The following is a 20,901-nucleotide window of genomic DNA, read 5'->3' as shown; positions in this document are numbered from 1 at the left end:
ATCCTCCGGTCTTTTGCGTTAAGCTCTTGACCGCACTAACCTCGACATCATCGATTTATTAAAAGCCATCAGAGCTTAAACATCATCACCACAGGACAGGAAACCCAATATGGTTGATCAATCAAAAGAGGCAATCGTCTCGGAGGAAGGACCGGATACACTCCGGCGTAACCTGCATAATCGTCATATTCAGCTGATTGCTATCGGCGGTGCGATCGGTACCGGTCTGTTTATGGGGTCGGGTAAAACTATCAGCCTGGCCGGGCCGTCAATCATCTTCGTCTATATGATCATCGGCTTTATGCTGTTCTTTGTCATGCGCGCCATGGGCGAGCTGCTGCTCTCCAATCTGGAGTACAAATCCTTTAGCGATTTCGCCGCCGACCTGCTCGGTCCCTGGGCGGGGTATTTTACCGGCTGGACCTACTGGTTCTGCTGGGTGGTAACCGGCATTGCCGATGTGGTGGCTATTGCCTCCTACTTCCAGCTGTGGTTCCCCGACTTCTCGGTCTGGATGAGCGCCCTGCTGTGCATCGCGATATTTTTAACGCTGAATATCGCCACGGTAAAACTGTTTGGCGAAATGGAGTTCTGGTTTGCGATTATTAAAATCGTCGCCATCGTTGCGCTGATCGCCACCGGTATCGTGCTGGTCGCCATGCACTACCCTTCTCCGGGCGGCGGCACCGCTTCCCTGAGCAATATCTGGGATCACGGCGGAATGTTCCCGAAAGGGCTGAGCGGCTTCTTTGCCGGGTTCCAGATCGCGGTCTTTGCCTTTGTGGGTATTGAGCTGGTCGGCACCGCTGCCGCTGAAACGCACGATCCAAAAACCGTGCTGCCGCGTGCAATTAACGCCATTCCGCTGCGTATCATTATGTTCTACGTGCTGGCGCTGATGGTGATTATGGCGGTAACACCGTGGGATCAGGTGGTCGCGGACCGCAGCCCGTTCGTGGAGATGTTTGTGCTGATCGGCCTGCCGGCAGCGGCAAGCATCGTTAACTTTGTGGTACTGACCTCGGCAGCCTCCTCGGCGAACAGCGGTATCTTCTCGACCAGCCGCATGCTGTACGGTCTGGCGCAACAGGGCGTGGCCCATCGTCGTTTCGGCATGCTGTCAAGCCGCGCCGTGCCGACCACCGGGCTGTTCTTCTCCTGCCTGTGCCTGCTGGGCGGGGTTGCGCTGATTTATCTGATCCCGAACGTGATGACGGTGTTTACCCTGGTCACCACGGTATCCGCGATTCTGTTTATGTTTGTCTGGACCATTATTCTGTGCTCATACCTGGCGTACCGTAAGAAGTACCCGCAGCGGCACGCTGAATCGAGCTACAAGATGCCGCTGGGCAAATTCATGTGCTGGATCTGCATTGCCTTCTTCGCTTTCGTCATTGTGCTGCTGACGCTGGAAACCGATACGCGCCAGGCGCTGATGGTAACGCCGCTGTGGTTCCTGATGCTGGCGGTGGGTTGGTTCCTGCGCAAGCGTAAGGCGGGGTAACTCTGTCGCCCGTGCCGGGCATCATGCCCGGCACGGTAGGTTTAGAAGCGTGACCACAGTTTATGCAGTGCCTGGCCGAGCGGTGGGCGCTGTACCGCCAGACGCGATGGCTTATAAGGCCCCTCTTTAAGCGGCAGCGGACCGAGATCAAAGGTAAAGGTGTAGTCCGGCTCCTCCCCCATCCGCAAATCGGTGATGGTGATATAGCCATTGACCTGCTTCATGGCAAAGAACCCGCGGCTAAACCAGGCCACGCGCTGCACGTACCAGTTCGACGCCAGCTGCTGATACAGCGCCGTACCGCGATCGTGGGTGGTTAACACCAGCGGTTTGTGCGGGCTGAGCAGTGAATAGAACCCCTCCTGATAGCTGCCCTCCCTCATGACCACCACGCGCCACTGCAGGGTATTTAAGGCTGTCGGCGTAATCAGCAGTTGCTCAACGTCATCGCGGTCTGCCGCCAGCTGCTGCTTCACCTCATGCGTCACCCACGCCTGCGCGACCATGCTCCACAGCAGATAAACACAGCTGAGGCTCAGCCCGATGCGATTCCAGCGTCGCCCGCGCTCCCCGCGCCACGCCAGCGCGGCAACCATTCCCACCAGCAGCGGCAGCGTATAGAGCGGATCGACAATAAACATGCTGCCGATGGCAAACGGCCGATCGGTAAATGGCAGCGCCAGCTGGGTGCCGTAGACCGTGGTCAAATCCAGCAGCGGGTGAGTGATCAGCGCCAGCCACACCGCCACCCACCAGCGGGCGAAGTGCTGCTGCTGGCGGCAAAGGCGGGCAAACAGCGCGGCCAGCAGCGGCGAAACCAGGGTCAACCACAGCAGCGCATGGCTTTCAGTACGGTGAAGGGTCATATTGCGGATAGCATCGCCGTGGTCGATAAATACATCAAGGTCCGGCAGCGTGCCGCACGCCGCGCCCACGGCAGCAGCCTGCCATACCGGTGCTTTGCGCCCCATCACGGCAACGGCTACCGCAGCGCCCAACACAAATTGTGAAACGGAATCCATAAACCTGTCCTGTTCAGCCTGCGGTTAGCGTACGCGAATACCCTCAATCACCATGCGCTGCACGTTCTCTACCGTCTGGTTAAAGAACTGCTCATCCTGCAGCGTTTGCCCGGTTATCGCCTCTACCTGCGTGGAGAAATCGGCATAGTGCTGCGTGGTGGCCCACAGCATAAAGATCAGATGGTGCGGCTGGACCGCCGCCAGCTTGCCCTGCACCACCCATGCCTCAATCACCGCCGCTTTATCTTCCACCAGGTGACGGAGATCGCCCGCCAGTTCGGCCTTCAGCAGCGGCGCCCCCTGCAGCATCTCCAGACAGAACAGACGTGAGGCCTGCGGATGATCGCGTGACACTTCCAGCTTAAGGCGGATGTAGTCGCGTATCGCCTCCAGCGGATGCTGATCGGCACGCAGGGCACGCAGCGGCGCCAGCCACACGTCCAGCAGATCTTTCAGCACCGCGATATACAGCTCTTCTTTCGACGGGAAATAGTAAAGCAGATTGGTTTTGGAAACGTCAGCGCGTTCAGCCACTTTATCCAGGCTGGTGCCGTGGATGCCAAACTGGGAAAAAAACTCCAGCGCTGCCGCCAGAATAGCGTTGCGCTTGGCGGCTACCGCGCGGGAACGGCGGGTTGAGGCTTTTGCCGCAGGCTTATCAGTCGAATTCACCGTGACTCCATGATCCATGTGGGTTGCGGGGATAATATCAAATCGCCCGAAGCATACCTAATCAGAGGGATGCACTTATATTGACCACGCCTGCCTGCTTTTTGTGCAGATAGTTTTGACCAAATGGTCTGATTTGGACCATCCACTCCAGTACAATTTCACAACCTTTAAGCAACACGCTGTTTTTAATGACTTTTCTGATTATGGCACAGCCTTTGCAATATTCCTGCACAGCGTATCGCAGTCAATCTTTCGCTTAATCAGAGGATTTCACATGAAAATTGGTGTCTTTATCCCTATCGGTAACAACGGCTGGCTGATCTCCAACAACGCGCCGCAGTACATGCCCACGTTCGAACTGAACAAAGCCATTGTGCAGAAAGCCGAGCACTATCACTTTGATTTCGCCCTGTCGATGATCAAGCTGCGCGGCTTCGGTGGCCAGACCGAATTCTGGGACCACAATCTGGAGTCCTTTACGCTAATGGCCGGGCTGGCCGCCGTCACCTCACGCATTGAAATATACGCCACCGCCGCCACTCTGACGCTGCCTCCGGCGATCGTGGCGCGCATGGCCTCAACGATTGACTCAATTTCCGGCGGACGCTTCGGCGTTAACCTGGTGACCGGCTGGCAGAAGCCGGAATATGACCAGATGGGCCTGTGGCCGGGCGATGAGTACTTCTCGCGCCGCTACGACTATCTGACCGAATACGTCAGCGTGCTGCGCGATCTGTGGGGCACGGGTAAGTCAGATCTCAAAGGTGAGTTCTTTACCATGAACGACTGCCGCCTCAGCCCGCAGCCGCAGAAGCCGATGAAGGTGATCTGCGCCGGACAGAGCGATGCGGGCATGGCCTTCTCCGCGAAGCACGCCGATTACAACTTCTGCTTCGGTAAAGGGGTGAATACGCCGACCGCTTTCGCCCCGACCGCTGCGCGGATGAAAACGGCGGCCGATGCCGCAGGGCGCGATGTCGGCTCCTATGTGCTGTTTATGATCATCGCCGATGAAACCGACGAGGCGGCGCGGGCGAAATGGGAGCATTACAAAGAGGGGGCAGACGAACAAGCGCTGGCGTGGCTGACCACGCAGAGCCAGCAGGATAAGAAATCCGGCAGCGATACCAACGTGCGCCAGATGGCTGACCCGACTTCCGCGGTGAATATCAATATGGGCACGTTGGTCGGCTCTTACGCCAGCGTCGCGCGCATGCTGGATGAGGTAGCAACGGTTGAAGGCACCCACGGCGTGCTGCTGACCTTTGATGATTTCCTACAGGGCATTGAGAACTTCGGCGAGCGCATCCAGCCGCTGATGCAGTGCCGCCTTGATGTGATTGATGCTACTCAGGAGGTCGCGTAATGAAAAGCAAACCCGCCGTGGTCTGTACCACCGCCTCAAGCCAGAATGCCATTACCCTGCCCGCTCGCCCGGAAGCGATTGTCTTTCCGCCGGAGCAGACCGCGCTGATCGTGGTAGATATGCAGAATGCCTACGCCACCACCGGCGGCTATCTCGATCTCGCCGGCTTTGATGTTTCCGCCACCCGCCCGGTGATCGACCAGATCAACGTGGCGGTTAAAGCGGCGCGCGACGCCGGGATCCAGATTATCTGGTTCCAGAACGGCTGGGACGATCAGTACGTGGAAGCGGGTGGCCCCGGCTCACCGAACTGGCACAAATCCAACGCGCTGAAAACCATGCGCCAGAAGCCGGAGCTGCAGGGCACTCTGCTGGCGAAGGGCGGCTGGGATTATGAGCTGGTCGACGAACTGACGCCGCAGCCGGGCGATATTGTGCTGCCAAAACCGCGCTACAGCGGCTTCTTCAACACTGCGCTCGACAGCATGCTGCGCAGCCGCGGAATTCGCCACCTGGTGTTTACCGGCATTGCGACCAACGTCTGCGTGGAGTCGACGCTGCGCGACGGCTTCTTCCTTGAATACTTTGGCATCGTGCTGGAAGACGCGACCTATCAGGCCGGGCCGCTGTTTGCCCAGCAGGCGGCGATTTTCAATATCGAAACCTTCTTTGGCTGGGTCTCTGACGTCGGCAGCTTCTGTCGCGCATTACAGCATGAACCTACCGCCGCACAACAAACGGCATAAAAACTGCATTACTGAGACGGAGTCAAGAGCATGCCAAAAACGATTATCACCCCACCGGGCACCAGCGTGCCGATTGCGCCTTTTGTGCCGGGAACGCTGGCCGACGGCGTGGTGTATGTCTCCGGGACATTGCCATTCGATAAGGACAACAACGTGGTGCATGTCGGTGATGCTGCCGCGCAGACGCGTCACGTGCTGGAAACGATCAAAAGCGTGATTGAGACGGCGGGCGGCACGATGGACGACGTGACCTTTAACTCGATCTTTATCACCGACTGGAGCAACTACGCGGCGGTTAACGCGGTGTATGCCGAGTTCTTCCCCGGCGAAAAACCGGCGCGCTTCTGCATTCAGTGCGGGCTGGTGAAACCCGATGCGCTGATTGAGATCGCCAGCGTCGCGCACATCGGTCAATAAGGAGTGACGCATGCATATTGAGCTTTCAGGCCGCGACGATGCCGGCGCCGCGACCGTGGTACTTTCCGCCGGGCTGGGCGGGCTGGGCAGTTTCTGGCTACCGCAGATGAATGCGCTGCGTGCCGCGTATCGCGTGGTGGTGTATGACCAGCGCGGCACCGGCCGCAGCCCGGATACCCTGCCTGAGGGCTACAGCATGCAGGATATGGCCAGTGAACTGGCGCAGGCGCTCAGCGCGCAGGGCATCGAGCGCTTTGACATCATCGGTCACGCGCTGGGTGGCATGGTGGCGCTGCAGCTGGCGCTCGACTACCCCGAACGCGTGCAGCGCCTGGTGCTGGTTAACGGCTGGCTACAGCTGGATGCCCACACCCGTCGCTGCTTCCGCGTGCGTCAGGATCTGCTGCTCAACGTGGGCGTTGAAGCCTGGGTGCGGGCTCAGCCGCTGTTCCTCTATCCGGCTGACTGGCTGTCGCAGCATCAGGAGCGCATTGAAGCTGAAGACACGCTGCACGCGGCGCATTTTCAGGGGCGTGAGAACCTGCTGAAACGTCTGCATGCGCTGATGGCCTGTGATTACAGCGCGCAGGCGCAGCGTATCCACCAGCCGGTGCTGCTGCTGTGCGCGCGTGACGATCTGCTGGTGCCCTGGACCTGCTCCGAACAGCTGCTGGCCGCGCTACCTGACGCCACGCTGCAGCGCATGAGCTGGGGTGGCCATGCCATGAGCGTCACCGACAGTACAACGTTTAATCACCTGCTGATGAGCTGGCTGCAAGATAAGAGCCTGGCCGCCAATACCGCCGAAATGGAGCCGTTATGTCTGAAGCCCTGAAAATTCCCGTCCCCGATACGCTGGTGGACAAACAGCAGTTTCGCAATGCGATGGCCCGCCTCGGCGCGGCGGTCAATATTATCACCACCGACGGGGCTGGCGGCCGTGCCGGGTTTACCGCTTCGGCGGTGTGCAGCGTCACCGATTCGCCGCCAACCCTGCTGGTATGCCTGAACCGTTCCGCCTCGGTGTATGACGCTTTCCGCCAGAACCGCCAGCTGTGCGTCAATACGCTGGCCGCCGGGCATGAGGCGTTGTCCAACCTGTTCGGCGGTAAAACGCCAATGGCCGAGCGCTTTGTTGCCGCCGACTGGACGACGGGCGTCACCGGATCGCCGATCCTCAGCGGCGCGCTGATCTCGTTTGACTGCCTCGTCACGCAGACGATGAGCGTTGGCACCCATGACATTCTGGTATGCGAGGCGCAGGCGCTGGTCATCAACGACAGCAGCCATGGCCTGATCTGGTTCGATCGCGGCTATCACCCACTACCCCCACGCAGTTTCTGATTTTTCACGCAGTGCTCACACTCTGGAGATAACGATGGCAGCTTCCTGGTTTCCCAAATGGTCGAAAATAACGGCATCCTCCACGGGTATCGTTGCGCCGGATGAAGCCCTGCCCTTAGGGCAGACGGTGATTATGGGTCTGCAGCACGCGGTGGCGATGTTTGGTGCGACGGTATTGATGCCGCTGCTGATGGGGCTGGATCCCAACCTGTCTATTCTGATGTCCGGGGTAGGTACGCTGCTGTTCTTCCTGGTAACGGGCGGCCGCGTGCCGAGCTATCTCGGCTCCAGCGCCGCTTTTGTGGGGGTGGTGATTGCCGTTACCGGATTCAATGGCCAGGGGCTGAACCCCAATCTCAGCGTTGCGCTGGGCGGGATTATCGCCTGCGGCCTGCTCTACACCCTGATTGGGGTCGTGGTGATGAAAGCCGGCACGCGCTGGATTGAGAAGATGATGCCGCCGGTGGTCACTGGCGCAGTGGTGATGGCGATTGGCCTCAACCTGGCGCCGATTGCCGTGCGCGGCGTGTCGGCCTCGATGTTTGACAGCTGGATGGCGGTGATGACGGTGCTGTGTATCGGCGTGGTGGCGGTATTTACCCGCGGCATGGTGCAGCGCCTGCTGATCCTCGTTGGGCTTATCGTTGCCTGGGCGATATATGCGGTGCTGACCAACGGCTTTGGCTTTGGCAAACCGGTCGACTTCAGCCTGCTGGCCCACGCACCGTGGTTCGGCCTGCCGCTGGTCACCTCTCCCACCTTCAGCAGCCATGCGATGGTGATGATTGCACCCGTGGCGGTAATTTTGGTGGCGGAAAACCTCGGACACCTTAAAGCCGTGGCGGGCATGACCGGGCGCAATCTTGACCCGTATATGGGGCGTGCCTTTGTCGGCGACGGTCTGGCGACCATGCTGTCCGGCGGCGTCGGCGGCAGCGGCGTAACGACCTACGCAGAGAATATCGGGGTGATGGCGGTGACCAAAGTCTATTCGACGCTGGTATTTGTTGCGGCGGCGATGATTGCGATGGTGCTTGGCTTCTCGCCGAAATTCGGCGCGCTGATCCATACCATTCCCGGCCCGGTGATCGGCGGAGCATCGATTGTGGTATTTGGTCTGATTGCCGTGGCGGGGGCACGTATCTGGGTGCAGAACAGGGTCGATCTGAGCCAGAATGGTAACCTGATTATGGTGGCGGTGACGCTGGTGCTGGGCGCCGGGGATTTCGCGTTGAAAATTGGCAGCTTCACGCTGGGTGGGATCGGTACGGCAACCTTTGGCGCTATCCTGCTGAACGCCATTCTGAGCCATAAGCGCGCTGCGGCCTTAAGCGGCAGCAGCGTGGTACGTCAGGACCTTTAGCGTCGTTGGCTGCGGGTCGGGCATGCCCGACCCCTACGATGTTTTGGGGGGACGAGACATGCCCGACCGCTGCGATTTTTTGGGGGCGACACATACCCGACCGCTGCGATTTTTGGGGGGCGACACATACCCGACCGCTGCGATTTTTTGGGGGGCGACACATACCCGACCGCTGCGATTTCGTAGGGGCGAGGCATGCCTCGCCCGCTGTTACGCGGGCTTCTTATGCGCCGATTTATTGCGTTTTTTCAGCTTCAACTCGCTGATTAATACGCCCAACACAATCAGCGCCCCGCCCAGCAGCGCAACGGCGGGCAGGCGCTCCCCGGCAATACGCCCAACAATCCCTGCCCACACCGGTTCACCGGCATAAATCACCGTGGCACGCGTTGGCGATACGCTGCGCTGCGCCCAGTTCATCGTGACCTGAATCAACGCGCTGGCGACCCCCAAACCGACCGCGCTGTACAGCAGGTACGGGCTGAACGGTGGCAGCGACTCTCCGTTGGGCACCATCATCAGAAAGCCAAACAGCGACGCGGCAGCCAGCTGGATCACCGTGACGCGCTGGACGTTCACCTTGCCGGCACTGGCGCTGATCAAAATGATTTCGGCGGCGATGGCCAGCGTGCTGAGCAGCGTGGCAATCTCCCCCACATTAAACGCCAGTTCGCCGCCGTCCGGCCCGGCCAGCAGCAGCAGGCCGCTAAACGCCAGGACGATGCCCACCCACGACATCAGCCCCGGCATTCTGCCGAGAAACATCCACTGCAGTAGCGGAACCAGCGGCACATACAGCGCGGTAATAAACGCCGATTTACTGCTGGAGATGGTCTGCATGCCGTAGGTTTGCAGGCCGTAGCCGCAGCCAATCGCCAGGCCTATCAGCGCACCGGCTTTGATCTCATACCAGGTCACCCCGCGCAGCACGCGCCAGCAGATCGCCCCCAGCAGCAGCGCGGCCGTTGCAAAGCGTACGCCAATAAAAAAGAACGGCCCGCTGACGGTCATTGCATGATGCACGGCAAGAAAGGTCCCGCCCCAAATCATGGTAATGAGGATCAGCACCCCTTCCTGCGGGTTGACGGCGAATTTATAACGAGAGAGAAAAGCAGACATGGTGCGCCTAGCTGAAAATTTGGCGTCAGTGTGCGGGGTTCGCTTTACGGAATCAAGTGCCGTTATTGTCAACGTAAGGATGAGCCGCCGGGCGAGCCCGGCGGCGGGCTGCGGGTGGGATAGATCAGTGCTCTTCCGTTTTGCTTCTGCTGCCGCGGCTGTTGCGGCCACCTTTTTCCCCTGCAAGGGAGGCACGCTGCGGGTCATTTTTGAAGTTGCCCCCGCTCACTTTTCCGCCCTTCCGCCCTGCTTCTGATGCTCTTTCACGGTTCTCAGCGAAATTTCCAGATCCACCACGATGTTCGGCCATTTCTTACCTCCGAATAGTTAAGACATCATACTGAATTGCACCGACCGCTGATGCTGCCGCCGGCTGTTTCGCGTACAGGCCACGATGCCCGCCGCGCTGTTAAGCATAGTGTATTAAGCGGAATGTCGTGACAAACGCGGTTCTGATGACGCCCCGATTGCCGCGAACAGCCTGATTTACCCTTCAATTTTCATTAATGAATAATGCGAAATAATAAGCTAAACGGGCGGTGGGTGAGCAAATATTGTTCAGACGGCGGGCATAAGACAGGGCATCTTCTATACTGACAAATCGGACAAACGATCGCTTCTCAGCGTTAATCAGGGAGTCGCAAAATGGCAAAGATTTTAGTGCTCTATTACTCAATGTACGGCCACATTGAGACCATGGCGCAGGCCGTCGCCGAAGGCGCAAAACGCGTTTCCGGCGCCGAAGTCACTATCAAGCGCGTACCGGAGACCATGGATGCCACCCGCTTCGCCGAGGTGGGCGGCAAAACCGGGCAGGCTGCCGAGGAAGCCACCCCGGATGAACTGGCGCAGTATGATGCCATTCTGCTTGGCACGCCTACCCGCTTCGGCAATATGGCCGGGCAGATGCGCAGCTTCCTTGACCGAACCGGCGGGCTGTGGGCATCGGGCGCGCTGTACGGCAAGCTTGCCAGCGTGTTTGCCTCCACCGGCACCGGCGGCGGTCAGGAACAGACCATCACTTCAACCTGGACGACCCTTGCCCACCACGGCATGGTGATTGTCCCCATCGGATACGGCACCAAAGAGCTGTTTGATATTTCGCAGGTGCGCGGAGGAACGCCCTACGGTGCTACCACCATTGCCGGAGGCGATGGTTCACGTCAACCCAGTGCCGAAGAGCTGAACATTGCCCGCTATCAGGGTGAGTACGTTGCCGGGCTAGCGGTAAAACTAAACGGATAATCTCAACCACAGGAGAGCAATATGCTAACGCAGAAATCGAAAGAACATCACGTCGGGGAATTTGCATCCGTCCGTAATACCTCTAAGGAGATTGCTGAGGCTATTTTCGAAGTGGCAAATTACGATGAAAAGCTCGCTGAGCAGATCTGGGAGCAGCAGGGTAGCGACGAAGTCCTTATTCGCGCCTTCGAAAAAACGGATCAGGACGTTCTGACCTGGGACAGCAAAGTGGTTGAGCGCAGGAACGTTTAACGATATCAGGGCGGGTCTTACCCGCCCTTTCACGCGTAGGACTCATCCGATAACTGAACATCCCCTGTTTTCTCTACTACGCTTGATCCCACGTTTCACTGACAGCCAGAATCCGGCTGCTTACTGACAGAGGAAAGTTTCTATGTCCTATCAGACAATCAATCCTGCAAGTAATGAGCTCATTAAATCCTGGCCTTCCCACAGCGACAGCGACGTCGAAAAAGCGCTGGCGACTGCGGACCAGCTCTATCATTCAGCATGGTCAAAAGGTCCGATCCAGCCGCGTTTGCAGGTGCTAAAAAAGCTGGCTGACCTGATCGACAGCCGCGTCGACGAACTGGCTAAGACCGCCAGCATTGAAATGGGCAAACTGATCGCCCAGAGCAAAGGCGAAGTCGAACTCTGCGCGCAGATCGCCCGTTATTATGCCGAGAATGCCGAGCGCTTTCTCGCCCCCACCCGCTACCCGAGTGAACTGGGTGAAGCCTGGGTAGAAAATCATCCGATCGGTGTTCTGGTGGCGGTTGAGCCGTGGAACTTCCCGTTCTACCAGCTGATGCGCGTACTGGCGCCTAACCTGGCAGCGGGTAACCCGGTGCTGGCGAAGCATGCCCCTAACGTGCCGCACTGCGCCACGCTGTTTGAGGAGCTGGTAACAGAAGCCGGCGCGCCTGCCGGGGCCTGGACCAACCTGTTTGCCAGCAACGATCAGATTGCCACGCTGATTGCCGACGATCGCGTGCAGGGTGCCGCGCTGACCGGTTCTGAACGTGCCGGTAGCGCCGTGGCGCAGCAGGCCGGTAAATATCTGAAGAAAACCACCCTTGAACTGGGCGGTAACGACGTCTTCGTGGTGCTTGACGACTGCGATCTGGACAAAGCGGTGAAGGCCGGGGTTGGCGCGCGTCTCAGCAACTGTGGCCAGGTCTGTACCGCTGCTAAACGCTTCCTGGTGCATGAAAAAGTGGCCGATAGCTTTATCGAGAAGCTAAGCGCGGCGTTTAAGGATGTAAAAATCGGCGATCCGCTTGACGCCAGCACCACCCTCGGCCCGCTCTCATCAGCCGATGCCCGCGATCGCCTGCAGAAGCAGGTTGAACAGGCGAAAGCTAAAGGTGCCACGGTGCTGCTGGGTGGCGCACCGGTAGCGGGTGAAGGCTGCTTCTACCAGCCGACCATTCTGACCGGCATTACGCGTGACAATCCGGCCTACTTCGAAGAGTTCTTTGGCCCGGTGGCGCAGGTCTACGTGGTGAAAGATGACGATGAAGTGGTGAAGCTGGCCAATGACTCCCACTACGGTCTGGGCGGTGCGGTATTCAGCCGCGATATCCCGCGTGCCAAGGCGCTGGCCTCGCGCATCGAGACCGGCATGGTTTATATCAACTCGGCTAGTAACACTGCAGCCGAGCTGCCATTTGGTGGCGTTAAGCGTTCCGGCTATGGCCGCGAGCTCTCCGACCTTGGCATTAAAGAGTTTGTGAATCAGAAACTGGTGGTGGTCAGTAACGACGAATAACCTCTCCTCACCAGTAAACGTCAAGCCGACATAATGTCGGCTTTTTTTTTACCCCGGTCAGGCCTGAGAAATGGGCCGGCCCTGTTTGGCCCGCTGCAACAGCAGTGCTGCGGGACGCCAGAAGTGGGGATCTTCCTCCGCAAATCGGGTTAAATCACGCACTACCCGGTCCAGCCCAAGGGTGTCGGCGTAAAACAGCGGGCCGCCCCGATAGCGGGGGAAGCCAAAGCCCGCGACCATGACCACATCCACATCTCCCGGACAGCGGGCGATGCCCTCTTCCACCACTTTTGCCCCCTCATTGATCATTGCCAGCAGGTAGCGTCGAACAATCTCAGGCGGGCTGAAGCTGCGCGGCACAATATTTGCCTGGCAGCGCTCGGCTTCAACCACGGCCAGCACCTCAGGGTCCGGTAGCCCGTTTTTCTCGCCCGCAGCGTAGCGATACCATCCACGCCCGGTTTTTTGCCCCAGCCATCCCTGTTCGCACAGGCGGTCGGCAATGCTGACATAGCGCTCGCGCGCATCGCGGGTCGCCGCGCGCCGCCTGCGCGTGGCCCAGCCGATGTCACCACCGGCCAGATCGCTGGTTTCAAACGGCCCCATAGCAAAGCCAAAGCCGCGCAGCGCGCTGTCAATCTCATACGGTGAGGCCCCCTCCACCAGCATGGCCTCGGCAGCCCGGCGAGTCACAGACATAATACGGTTGCCGATAAAGCCATCGCAGATGCCGCTGCGCACCGCTATTTTGCCCAGCCGCCGTGCCAGACTGAACGCACTGGCAACAATACGCTGTGGGACGCTCTCCGGGGCGATCACCTCCAGCAGCCGCATGACCGGCGCCGGAGAAAAGAAGTGCAGCCCCAGGCTGTGGCTGGCGCAGGCGGTTCCCGCGGCTATCTGGGTAATAGAGAGGTAGGAGCTATTGCTGGCCAGCAGCGCATCGGCGCGGCAGTGAACGGCTAACTGGCGAAACAGCGCCTGTTTAACGGCCAGATCTTCCGTCACCGCTTCGACAACCAGATCGGCAGGTTGCAACGCGCTCAGCTCAAGCGTCCCCTGTAGTCGCGCCAGCCGGCTCTGCACTTCGCCTGGCGTCAGCCGCATTTTCGCGATCTGGCGCTGGAAATAGCCCCTGATGCGTGCCAGCCCGCCCTCCAGGCTCAGCGCGTCACGCTCAACCAGAGTGACCTGCAGACCGGCGTTCAGCATCACCACCGCGATACCCGCCCCCATCGTTCCCCCGCCAATTACCCCCGCAGCGCTGAAGCTTGCTGGCGTAACCCCCGGCGGCAGAGGAAACTTTGCTGCTCTTTTCTCCGCCAGAAAAATGTGCACCAGCGCGCGGTGCTGAGGGCTGAAGAGGCAGCGCTGAAACTGTGCCGCTTCGAAGCGACAGCCCGCGGCAAATGTACTGCGGCTGGCCGCCTCCACGCAGTCAATAATCAGCGCGGGAGAGAACAGCCCCCTGAACTGTAGCGCCAGCTTCGCACGCGCGGCGCTGAGCGCTGCCTGCACCGACTCGCGGCTCTCTGCTCTGGCGCTTGTCGTCGCGCTACGGCGCACTTCCCCGCCTGCCGCCAGCAGTTCGCGGGTCCATGTCAGGCCATCTTCACGCGCATTGTGCCCCAGGCGATCTACCAGCCCGATCGCCAGCGCCTGTTCACCCGAGAGCAGATCACCGCCGAGCATCATGTCGAGCGCCGCCTTGACGCCTGTCAGCCGCACGCTGCGCTGGCTGCCCCCGGCGCCGGGCAGCAGGCCGAGCCTGATTTCCGGCAGCCCCAGACGCGCGTCGGGCAGTGCCAGCCGATAGTGGGCCGCCATCGCCAGCTCCAGCCCGCCGCCAAGTGCGTTGCCGGAAATTGCCGCCACCACCAGCTTATCGCTGGCTTCCAGCTGGTCGCAGAGATCGCGCAGTGCGGGCGGCGGGCGGGCCTGACCAAATTCCCGAATGTCGGCTCCTGCCGAAAAGTGGCCACCGCGACCCAGCAGCAGCAGTGCCGCAATCTCATCATCGTGACTCAGCTGCAGCAGTAGCGCCTGAAGCGCAGTGCGCACCGCTGCGCTGATGGCGTTGACCGGTGGATTATCTAGGGTGGCGATCAAAATCGTCCCCTGACGCGCCAGCGCTATTCCCATATGCCCGCGTGGCTGCTGACGGTTGTTTTTCATGGTCGCTTACCTCCCGTTATCATTAGCTTACGCCTTTATCGGCGGCGCCAGGCGATAGCTGGCCGGGGTGCGGCTGAGCTTAATCGGCGAGGCGACGCCACAATAGCCGTCACCGATACGGATGATCATCTTACGGTGGAGGGTGTGCGGATGTGACAGGGCGGCATCAACCGTGAGCAGCGGCGCGCTGGGCACCCCCGCCCTTAGCAGCTGCTCTGAAAATTCGGCTCCGTCATAGCCAGCCAGCTGCGCAATCAGTAAAGTGCGCAGCTGCCGCCGGTTTACCGAGCGCGCGGCAGGGGTAGCAAAGCGCTCATCGTCTGCCAGTTCGGGCGCCTGCAGGCATTCACACAGCGTGTGAAACTGTCTATCGTTGCCTGCGCCAATAAATACCGCCACGCCACCCGTTGGGAAAACGTCATAGGGATAGACGCTGATATGGGCATTGCCGCTGCGCTGCGGCGGCTGCTGGCTGGTGAGCCAGTTAGTCGAATAGGGATGCAGCATCGAGAGCGCGGTATCATACAGGCTGGCTTCAATAAACTGCCCCAGCCCGCTGCGGGTGCGCTCAAACAGCGCCAGCAGAATACCGATGGCCGCATTCATCCCGGCAGACTGGTCGACTATCGGTATCCCGACGCGTACGCCACCGCTGTCTGCTTCGCCGTTGACGCTCATTATGCCGCTCATCGCCTGTAGCGCGGCGTCATAGCCGACTAATCCGCCGAGCGGACCATCGCCACCAAAACCCGACACGCGGCAGTGGATCAGGCGCGGAAAGCGCCTTGCCAGGCTCTCATAGCCTATTCCCCACCTCTCCATCGTGCCGGCCTTGAAGTTTTCAATCAGCACATCCGCATCGGCCAGCAGCTCAAACAGCGTTTCGCGCCCGCTCTGCTGCGATAAATCCAGAGACGGACCGCTGCGTTTATTGCGGTTAAGACCCAGGTAGTACGCCGCCACCCCCTGTTTGAAAGGCGGCCCCCAGCGGCGGGTTTCATCGCCCTGCGGCGGCTCGACTTTTATCACGTCGGCACCGTGATCGCCCAGCAGCTGGCCGCACCAGGGCCCCCCCAGCACGCGCGAGAGATCGATAACGCGGATCCCCGCCAGTGAACCTGTGGTTAACGCCGTCATGGCTATTGCTCCCGCCCGGCATCGCCGACGTCGGCCAGCAGCTGCGCTTCAACCTCAGGCGCCATCGCTGCATCACGGCCCAGCGGGTTATGCGGCAGCAGCTTATGAATAAGGATTAGCTGGGCAAGCTGGCGTCTGGCCGGCAGCCCGGCCTGCTGGCTCTCCCACGCCATGATGACCGCACTGATGAAATGATAGAGTCCGCTGGCTGCGGCACGGGCCAGCGCCGTGCCCTCGGGTTGAGCGCTCGCTGCGGCCAGCGCCCACACCTGTTCCTGCGCTGCGGCAAACTGCTGCTGCAGCTCGCTGCCCAGCTTTGCCTCAGACAGGTAGTGCGCCAGCCAGGGCGCCAGCGCCTCCAGCGACTGCTCCCGCAGAATGGCGCGCCGCACGTCCAGCGCCACAATGTTGCTGGTCCCTTCCCAGATCGAGCCAAGCTGCGCATCCCTGAACAGGCGTGGGTCGCCCCACTCTTCGATATAACCGCAGCCGCCGCGCACCTCCATGGCATCTGCGGTGACCTTACGCGCATCGCGGCAGGCGCGAAACTTAATCAGCGGCGTCAGAATACGCAGCAGCGCGTAAGCCTGTTTATCACCGCCGTCAGCCCGGCGCAGTATCTCTGCGCTCTGCAGCACCATGCTGCGCGCCTGCTCACAAGGCAGTAAAATTTTTAGCAGCTGGCGCCGCATCAGCGGCTGCTCAATCAGCGTTTTGCCGAAGGCACGCCGCTGCCGGGCGATGTAGAACGCTTCGCTGACCGCCCGCTGCATCAGCCCGGCGGAGCGCACGCCGTTTGACAGGCGCGAGTTGTTAATCATATCCGCCATCTGTACAAAGCCACGACCTGCCTCACCCACCAGCCAGGCCTGGGCACCTTCCAGCCGGATCTCTCCGCTGGCCATCGAGCGCGTGCCCAACTTATCTTTCAGCCGCAGAATTCGGTAGGCGTTGGCGGCTCCCCCCTCCAGCGTGCGCGGCAGCAGAAACAGCGACACCCCTTTTATCCCCCCGGGAGCGCCCTCAATACGTGCCAGCACCATCGCCAGCCCGGCGTCAGGGTTCGAGCAGAACCACTTTTCGCCATACAGCAGATAGTGATCTTGCGCTGGCACCGCCAGCGCGGTGGTGGCGGCAATATCAGAACCTGCGTCCTGCTCGGTCATAAACATCGCTCCCTGCAGGCGCGTTGCGGCATCCAGGGAGGTCAGGCGCGGCAGATAACGCTGCGTCAGCATCGGCGAGCCAAACTTTTTCAGCGTGCGCGCCAGCGAGTCGGTCATCGAAACCGGGCACATCAGACCAAATTCGGCCTGCACGAACAGATAGGTAAACAGGTATTTCACCAGCGGCGGGCAGGGCCCCGGCCAGCCGGGAAGATCGGCGCGGTGTGAGAGCGCCGCCATGGCAAAGTCACCAAAAGCAAGCTGTTCCATTTCGCTATACGCCGGGTGCTTGATGATGCTCTGCCGGTCGCTGCCGGTGCGGCTGCGCATCTTCAGCTGCGGTGGATTTTTATCGGCGCTCTCGGCAAGTGTATTCAGCCGCCCCCCGGCCAGTGCCCCCAGCGTTTGCAGCCGGGCATGCAGCTGTTTGCGCAGTGCGTCAGAGAGATAAAGCGGCAGGAGAGCCTGAAGCGTGGTGTCGCTGGTAAACAGATTGACGTCGTGACGATCCGGAATGTTTTCCGCTTGAGAATTGAAGAGAGACATGTGACCTCCATTGCGTTGTCTGAGGACCACTGTTGGCAAATGGCGCAGCTTTGTCCAATACCGACGCTGTATCGGCTGATACTGTATTCAGATGATGTCGCCACCGGAGGAGTGAACTGCCGCTTATGGATACTCGTCGTTTACACTATTTTCTGGTGCTGGCCGAGGAGCTGCATTTTGGCCGTGCCGCCCTGCGTCTGGCTATTTCACAGCCGCCGCTGAGCGTCAGCATTCGCCAGCTGGAGGAGTCGATCGGGGCAAAATTGTTTGAACGCAGCCACCAGCAGGTGCGGCTGACTGCCGCAGGTAAGGCACTGATCCCTGCGGCCCAGGCGCTGCTGGACCGGATGGAAAGCATGCTACTTGAGGTGCAAAACGTGGCGCACGGGGTGACCGGCCATCTGCGTATCGGTTATGTCGGCGCGCTGCTCTATCAGGGACTGCCCGAGCTGATGCAGCAGTTTCAGCAGCGCCACGCGGGGATGCAGTTGAGTATGCGCGAGCTCAATACCTGCAACCAGCTAAGCGAGCTGGCTCACGGCAGCCTGGACGTGGGGTTTATTCATACTTCCCCCCTGCCCGCAGGCCTCTCCTCACTGCGTTTTTCCCACGACAGGCTGGCACTCTGCTTACCGGTGCAGCATCCGCTGGCAGCTGCCGGTGAGCTGGCGCTCAACCAGCTCAAAGAGGAGCCGTTTATCCTCTTCGCGCGCCGATTTTCCCCGCGTTATTACGACCGCATTCAGTCAGTATTGCTGGCCGCAGATATTGAGCCCGACACGCGCTGGGAGGCACGCCACTGGCTGGGCGTCGTGGCGCTGGTGGCGCGCGGTTGCGGTATCGCACTGGTCCCCGCCAGCCTGCGTTTTACCGCGATGGCCGGCGTCAGCTATTGCCCGCTGCCGCAGAGTTCGCTGCTGTTGCCCTCGCTCTGCGTCTGGAACAGCGCTGAACAACGGCCGCTGCTCTCCGCACTGATCGCGATGCTGCGGCTACCCCACCAGCGCCTTAATCCGGCTGACGATATGCTCGCCGATCGGCAGGGCTGAGGTGGCAGCAGGCGACGGCGCGTTGCAGACGTGAAGGGTGCGGGCAGTGCTGACGAACAGAAAGTCGTCGATAAGCTCCCCTTCACGCGTGACTGCCTGGGCGCGCACGCCCGCCGGATGCGGCAGCAGGTCCTGCTGTTTTAGAGTGGGGCAATAGCGCTGCACCAGCCGCAAATAGCCACTTTTGTAGAGTGAATTTTTCATCTCCTGCACGCCCGCCTGAAAGTGCCTGCGCAGCATTTTGCGCATTCCCGGATAGGCCGCCATTTGCCGGACATCGCGCCAGCTGAAATCAAGTTTGTGATAGCCTTCCCGCTGCATGGCCAGCACCGCATTGGGGCCGACGGTGACGCTACCCTCAATCGTCCGCGTCAGGTGAACGCCGAGAAACGGCACCGCAGGGTCGGGCACCGGATAGATAAGATGGTTAACAATCTGGTTGTGCTGGCTGGCAAGACGGAAATATTCGCCGCGGAACGGACAGATGATAAAACCCGCATCGATCCCCAGCATAGCCACCAGCCGGTCGGCCATCAGCCCTGAGCAGGCGATCAGATAGCGTGAGCTGAACTCGCTGCGCGCCGTGGTGATCGCCACGCTTTGGCTCTCCTCATGCAGCGCCGTGACCTCAGCCTGATAGATAATTTCACCGCCCCGGCGGGTGAATATCTCAGCCATCGTAACCGTGACCTGGCGGTAGTCAACAATACTGCTGGCGGGCACCAGAATGCCGCCGAGGCCAACAATATTTGGCTCCCTCTCTTGCAGCTGTTCTGCATTCAGCCACTCCCGCTGCAGCCCGTTTGCCGCCGAACGCTTCCACAGGGTTGCCATGCGATCCATCTCAAGCGGCGTTGTGGCGACAACTATTTTTCCACATGCCTGCCAGGGAATTTGATGGCGTGAGCAGAATTTCCTGGTCGCCTGATTACCGGCCAGGCAGAAGCGCGCCTTCAGGCTGCCCGGCGTGTAATAGACCCCCGCGTGGATCACGCCACTGTTGTGACCGGTCTGGTGCTGGGCTGGCCCGGTCTCCTTCTCCAGCACCGCTATCCGCGCATCCGGATAGGCGGTCATCAGCTGCATAGCCGTCGACATCCCGATAATGCCCCCGCCAACAATCACGAAATCATACATTGTGCGCAGCCCTCCCTGCCCGACGATTACAGCACCGGTGTGAAGTAACCGCGCTGGCGCAGCAGCTCGCGCCGTAACGCCGGATGCGGCAGGAATTTATCGCGCCCGTGCAGCCAGAAGTGATTGTTGATCAACAGCATGCTGCCCACCGGCACCGGAACGTAGATTTTACCTCCGCTGTTTTCCAGCGAGTCCGACAGCGCGGTCAGCCAGTTGCCCTCGGTAAAATCTTTTGGCTGAACAAACTGGTCAATGTAGCGCATCACCGGCCGGCCGCGTTCGTCCACGCCAAATACCGGGTGGTAAACGCTGTGCGGCGTATTTTTACTGGGCGGTGCCGACCAGCGCATCGTACGCCGCGCCAGCGGATGGCTGAACCAGCTGTCGAGCTGCGCCCAGTCATCAAGGTGCAGCAGAATCGACTCACCGCCCTGCATATTTTGCTCGTCGATTTTCATCATCAGCACAAAATCCGTCGGTTCATCCACGTAGGTGCCGTCATTATGCAGCTCCAGCGGCTTGTGCGGCTGACGCAGGTAGCTGTCGGAATCGTCGCTGTTTTTCACCACAAAGCGTGCGTAGTACTGTCCGCTCATCGAGTCGAAATTTGCGCGGCCAATCAGATGCGCGATCGCCGTGGCCAGACGGACCATATCCTCTGCCCGGTCAACGCTGATCAACCCTTGCGCATTGATTAACAGTGCCCCCTGCTCGCGCGACTGCAGGGTGCGACTCAGCAGCGACCGCAGCTGATTGCCGCAGAGATCGTCCAGCAGCTTGCCAAGGTGAAAGCGCAACATCGATTTGTACTCCAGCGCCTGAACCGGCAAGGTGCGCGCTGCCTGTAGAAAAGCCTGGGTGATCTCTTCGTTGAAGGTGAGGAGAAGTAAGCGGGAAGAGCAGTGAGAGTCAGAGAGCGTTACGCCTGGGATAAGCGTTTTGTGCTCGCCAGGCTGAATCTCACCATAGCTGGTTGAGCGGGTCATTGAATGAGTCTCCTGATTCGTTAAGTCGGGTGCCATAGCACCTGATGAACAACAAAATCAGGGTATATCGCTGCTTACACTGAGGAGAGACGTTAAATGCCTAAGCGCTGGCGGCAGCATTTGCCCAGCGGAGAAA

General features: G+C 60.0%; 19 protein-coding genes and 1 pseudogene. 11 read left to right on the top strand and 9 right to left on the bottom strand.

Going from position 1 to position 20,901, the window contains the following annotated elements; translation table 11 throughout:
- Nucleotides 1-109 precede the first annotated feature (109 nt).
- Nucleotides 110-1,504 (top strand): D-serine/D-alanine/glycine transporter, encoded by a 1,395-nt coding sequence (gene cycA, locus QLG07_RS00705; protein ID WP_048916453.1) that lies wholly within the window; start codon nucleotides 110-112, stop codon nucleotides 1,502-1,504.
- Between the two features lie 41 nt (nucleotides 1,505-1,545).
- On the opposite strand, the gene QLG07_RS00700 is transcribed toward cycA, so the two are convergent.
- Both QLG07_RS00700 and rutR read right to left on the bottom strand, forming a co-directional pair.
- Nucleotides 1,546-2,526: a metal-dependent hydrolase gene (locus QLG07_RS00700; RefSeq protein WP_282468226.1), complete on the bottom strand. Its 981-nt coding sequence runs from the start codon at nucleotides 2,524-2,526 to the stop codon at nucleotides 1,546-1,548.
- 24 nt (nucleotides 2,527-2,550) lie between these two features.
- Entirely contained in the window at nucleotides 2,551-3,216 is a 666-nt protein-coding gene (gene rutR / locus QLG07_RS00695) for an HTH-type transcriptional regulator RutR (RefSeq protein WP_048916455.1), read from the bottom strand.
- Between the two features lie 256 nt (nucleotides 3,217-3,472).
- Between rutR and rutA the strand changes: the two genes are divergently transcribed.
- Genes rutA through rutG form a run of 6 tightly spaced genes read left to right on the top strand, consistent with a single transcriptional unit; the run spans nucleotide 3,473 to nucleotide 8,434 of the window.
- A complete protein-coding gene (gene rutA / locus QLG07_RS00690; protein WP_133623981.1) occupies nucleotides 3,473-4,564 on the top strand; it encodes a pyrimidine utilization protein A in 1,092 nt (363 codons plus the stop codon).
- Nucleotides 4,564-5,310, top strand: coding sequence for a pyrimidine utilization protein B (gene rutB / locus QLG07_RS00685; RefSeq protein ID WP_048916457.1), 747 nt, complete (start codon nucleotides 4,564-4,566; stop codon nucleotides 5,308-5,310). The genes rutA and rutB overlap by 1 nt, the downstream gene beginning before the upstream one ends.
- Nucleotides 5,311-5,340: 30 nt before the next feature.
- Nucleotides 5,341-5,727: a pyrimidine utilization protein C gene (gene rutC / locus QLG07_RS00680; protein WP_187497876.1), complete on the top strand. Its 387-nt coding sequence runs from the start codon at nucleotides 5,341-5,343 to the stop codon at nucleotides 5,725-5,727.
- Between the two features lie 10 nt (nucleotides 5,728-5,737).
- Entirely contained in the window at nucleotides 5,738-6,562 is an 825-nt protein-coding gene (gene rutD, locus QLG07_RS00675; RefSeq protein ID WP_282468225.1) for a pyrimidine utilization protein D, read from the top strand.
- On the top strand, nucleotides 6,547-7,071 hold the full coding sequence (gene rutF, locus QLG07_RS00670) for an NADH-dependent FMN reductase RutF (protein ID WP_048916460.1): 525 nt from the start codon (nucleotides 6,547-6,549) through the stop codon (nucleotides 7,069-7,071). Before rutD ends, rutF begins: the two co-directional genes overlap by 16 nt.
- Nucleotides 7,072-7,105: 34 nt before the next feature.
- Nucleotides 7,106-8,434 (top strand): pyrimidine utilization transport protein G, encoded by a 1,329-nt coding sequence (gene rutG, locus QLG07_RS00665; protein WP_282468224.1) that lies wholly within the window; start codon nucleotides 7,106-7,108, stop codon nucleotides 8,432-8,434.
- Nucleotides 8,435-8,644: 210 nt separating this feature from the next.
- Here rutG and QLG07_RS00660 read toward each other — a convergent pair whose 3' ends face one another.
- Both QLG07_RS00660 and QLG07_RS00655 read right to left on the bottom strand, forming a co-directional pair.
- Nucleotides 8,645-9,553, bottom strand: a complete 909-nt coding sequence (locus tag QLG07_RS00660) for a DMT family transporter (protein ID WP_282468223.1) — start codon at nucleotides 9,551-9,553, stop codon at nucleotides 8,645-8,647.
- A gap of 124 nt (nucleotides 9,554-9,677) precedes the next feature.
- Nucleotides 9,678-9,863, bottom strand: coding sequence for a general stress protein (locus tag QLG07_RS00655; RefSeq protein ID WP_048916463.1), 186 nt, complete (start codon nucleotides 9,861-9,863; stop codon nucleotides 9,678-9,680).
- A 335-nt stretch (nucleotides 9,864-10,198) separates the two neighbouring features.
- Here QLG07_RS00655 and wrbA point away from each other — a divergent pair, with 335 nt between their 5' ends.
- The 3 genes from wrbA (at nucleotide 10,199) to QLG07_RS00640 (ending at nucleotide 12,569) form a co-directional block, all read left to right on the top strand.
- Nucleotides 10,199-10,798: an NAD(P)H:quinone oxidoreductase gene (gene wrbA, locus QLG07_RS00650; RefSeq protein WP_048916464.1), complete on the top strand. Its 600-nt coding sequence runs from the start codon at nucleotides 10,199-10,201 to the stop codon at nucleotides 10,796-10,798.
- A gap of 21 nt (nucleotides 10,799-10,819) precedes the next feature.
- A complete protein-coding gene (locus QLG07_RS00645) occupies nucleotides 10,820-11,050 on the top strand; it encodes a YccJ family protein (RefSeq protein ID WP_048916465.1) in 231 nt (76 codons plus the stop codon).
- A gap of 142 nt (nucleotides 11,051-11,192) precedes the next feature.
- Nucleotides 11,193-12,569 (top strand): NAD-dependent succinate-semialdehyde dehydrogenase, encoded by a 1,377-nt coding sequence (locus QLG07_RS00640; protein ID WP_048916466.1) that lies wholly within the window; start codon nucleotides 11,193-11,195, stop codon nucleotides 12,567-12,569.
- A 57-nt stretch (nucleotides 12,570-12,626) separates the two neighbouring features.
- Here the strand turns inward: QLG07_RS00640 and QLG07_RS00635 are convergent, their stop codons facing one another.
- The 3 genes from QLG07_RS00635 to QLG07_RS00625 are packed head-to-tail and all read right to left on the bottom strand — an operon-like array spanning nucleotide 12,627 to nucleotide 17,593.
- Nucleotides 12,627-14,744: a 3-hydroxyacyl-CoA dehydrogenase NAD-binding domain-containing protein gene (locus QLG07_RS00635; protein WP_282468222.1), complete on the bottom strand. Its 2,118-nt coding sequence runs from the start codon at nucleotides 14,742-14,744 to the stop codon at nucleotides 12,627-12,629.
- Between the two features lie 27 nt (nucleotides 14,745-14,771).
- Nucleotides 14,772-15,881, bottom strand: a complete 1,110-nt coding sequence (locus QLG07_RS00630; RefSeq protein ID WP_282468221.1) for a CoA transferase — start codon at nucleotides 15,879-15,881, stop codon at nucleotides 14,772-14,774.
- Nucleotides 15,882-15,883: 2 nt separating this feature from the next.
- Nucleotides 15,884-17,593: an acyl-CoA dehydrogenase family protein gene (locus QLG07_RS00625; protein WP_282468220.1), complete on the bottom strand. Its 1,710-nt coding sequence runs from the start codon at nucleotides 17,591-17,593 to the stop codon at nucleotides 15,884-15,886.
- Nucleotides 17,594-17,718: 125 nt separating this feature from the next.
- Between QLG07_RS00625 and QLG07_RS00620 the strand changes: the two genes are divergently transcribed.
- Nucleotides 17,719-18,642 carry a LysR family transcriptional regulator gene (locus QLG07_RS00620; RefSeq protein WP_053110435.1) on the top strand — a complete coding sequence of 308 codons (924 nt, stop codon included), beginning with the start codon at nucleotides 17,719-17,721 and terminating at the stop codon, nucleotides 18,640-18,642.
- On the opposite strand, the pseudogene lhgO reads toward QLG07_RS00620, so the two are convergent.
- A pseudogene (gene lhgO, locus QLG07_RS00615) lies at nucleotides 18,592-19,779 on the bottom strand (L-2-hydroxyglutarate oxidase); the annotation flags it as partial. The gene QLG07_RS00620 and the pseudogene lhgO overlap by 51 nt on opposite strands.
- A gap of 26 nt (nucleotides 19,780-19,805) precedes the next feature.
- Complete coding sequence (gene glaH / locus QLG07_RS00610; RefSeq protein WP_282468219.1) at nucleotides 19,806-20,765, bottom strand: glutarate dioxygenase GlaH; 960 nt, start codon at nucleotides 20,763-20,765, stop codon at nucleotides 19,806-19,808.
- Nucleotides 20,766-20,901 lie beyond the last annotated feature (136 nt).

This window comes from Erwinia sp. V90_4 (assembly GCF_029967685.1).
Lineage (GTDB): Bacteria > Pseudomonadota > Gammaproteobacteria > Enterobacterales > Enterobacteriaceae > Erwinia > Erwinia aphidicola.
The sequence above is the reverse complement of the archived record's forward strand: the minus strand, read 5'-3'. Positions and strand labels throughout refer to the sequence as shown.

Bases quoted from the DNA above. Each gene is read 5' to 3' on its own strand.
- rutR (WP_048916455.1), bottom strand. From the start codon at position 3,216: ATGGATCATGGAGTCACGGTGAATTCGACTGATAAGCCTGCGGCAAAA.
- QLG07_RS00620 (WP_053110435.1), top strand. From the start codon at position 17,719: ATGGATACTCGTCGTTTACACTATTTTCTGGTGCTGGCCGAGGAGCTG.
- QLG07_RS00635 (WP_282468222.1), bottom strand. From the start codon at position 14,744: ATGAAAAACAACCGTCAGCAGCCACGCGGGCATATGGGAATAGCGCTG.
- wrbA (WP_048916464.1), top strand. From the start codon at position 10,199: ATGGCAAAGATTTTAGTGCTCTATTACTCAATGTACGGCCACATTGAG.
- rutG (WP_282468224.1), top strand. From the start codon at position 7,106: ATGGCAGCTTCCTGGTTTCCCAAATGGTCGAAAATAACGGCATCCTCC.
- rutD (WP_282468225.1), top strand. From the start codon at position 5,738: ATGCATATTGAGCTTTCAGGCCGCGACGATGCCGGCGCCGCGACCGTG.
- QLG07_RS00700 (WP_282468226.1), bottom strand. From the start codon at position 2,526: ATGGATTCCGTTTCACAATTTGTGTTGGGCGCTGCGGTAGCCGTTGCC.
- rutC (WP_187497876.1), top strand. From the start codon at position 5,341: ATGCCAAAAACGATTATCACCCCACCGGGCACCAGCGTGCCGATTGCG.
- QLG07_RS00630 (WP_282468221.1), bottom strand. From the start codon at position 15,881: ATGACGGCGTTAACCACAGGTTCACTGGCGGGGATCCGCGTTATCGAT.
- QLG07_RS00640 (WP_048916466.1), top strand. From the start codon at position 11,193: ATGTCCTATCAGACAATCAATCCTGCAAGTAATGAGCTCATTAAATCC.
- QLG07_RS00660 (WP_282468223.1), bottom strand. From the start codon at position 9,553: ATGTCTGCTTTTCTCTCTCGTTATAAATTCGCCGTCAACCCGCAGGAA.
- QLG07_RS00645 (WP_048916465.1), top strand. From the start codon at position 10,820: ATGCTAACGCAGAAATCGAAAGAACATCACGTCGGGGAATTTGCATCC.
- glaH (WP_282468219.1), bottom strand. From the start codon at position 20,765: ATGACCCGCTCAACCAGCTATGGTGAGATTCAGCCTGGCGAGCACAAA.
- rutA (WP_133623981.1), top strand. From the start codon at position 3,473: ATGAAAATTGGTGTCTTTATCCCTATCGGTAACAACGGCTGGCTGATC.
- rutB (WP_048916457.1), top strand. From the start codon at position 4,564: ATGAAAAGCAAACCCGCCGTGGTCTGTACCACCGCCTCAAGCCAGAAT.
- QLG07_RS00625 (WP_282468220.1), bottom strand. From the start codon at position 17,593: ATGTCTCTCTTCAATTCTCAAGCGGAAAACATTCCGGATCGTCACGAC.
- cycA (WP_048916453.1), top strand. From the start codon at position 110: ATGGTTGATCAATCAAAAGAGGCAATCGTCTCGGAGGAAGGACCGGAT.
- rutF (WP_048916460.1), top strand. From the start codon at position 6,547: ATGTCTGAAGCCCTGAAAATTCCCGTCCCCGATACGCTGGTGGACAAA.
- QLG07_RS00655 (WP_048916463.1), bottom strand. From the start codon at position 9,863: ATGGCCGAACATCGTGGTGGATCTGGAAATTTCGCTGAGAACCGTGAA.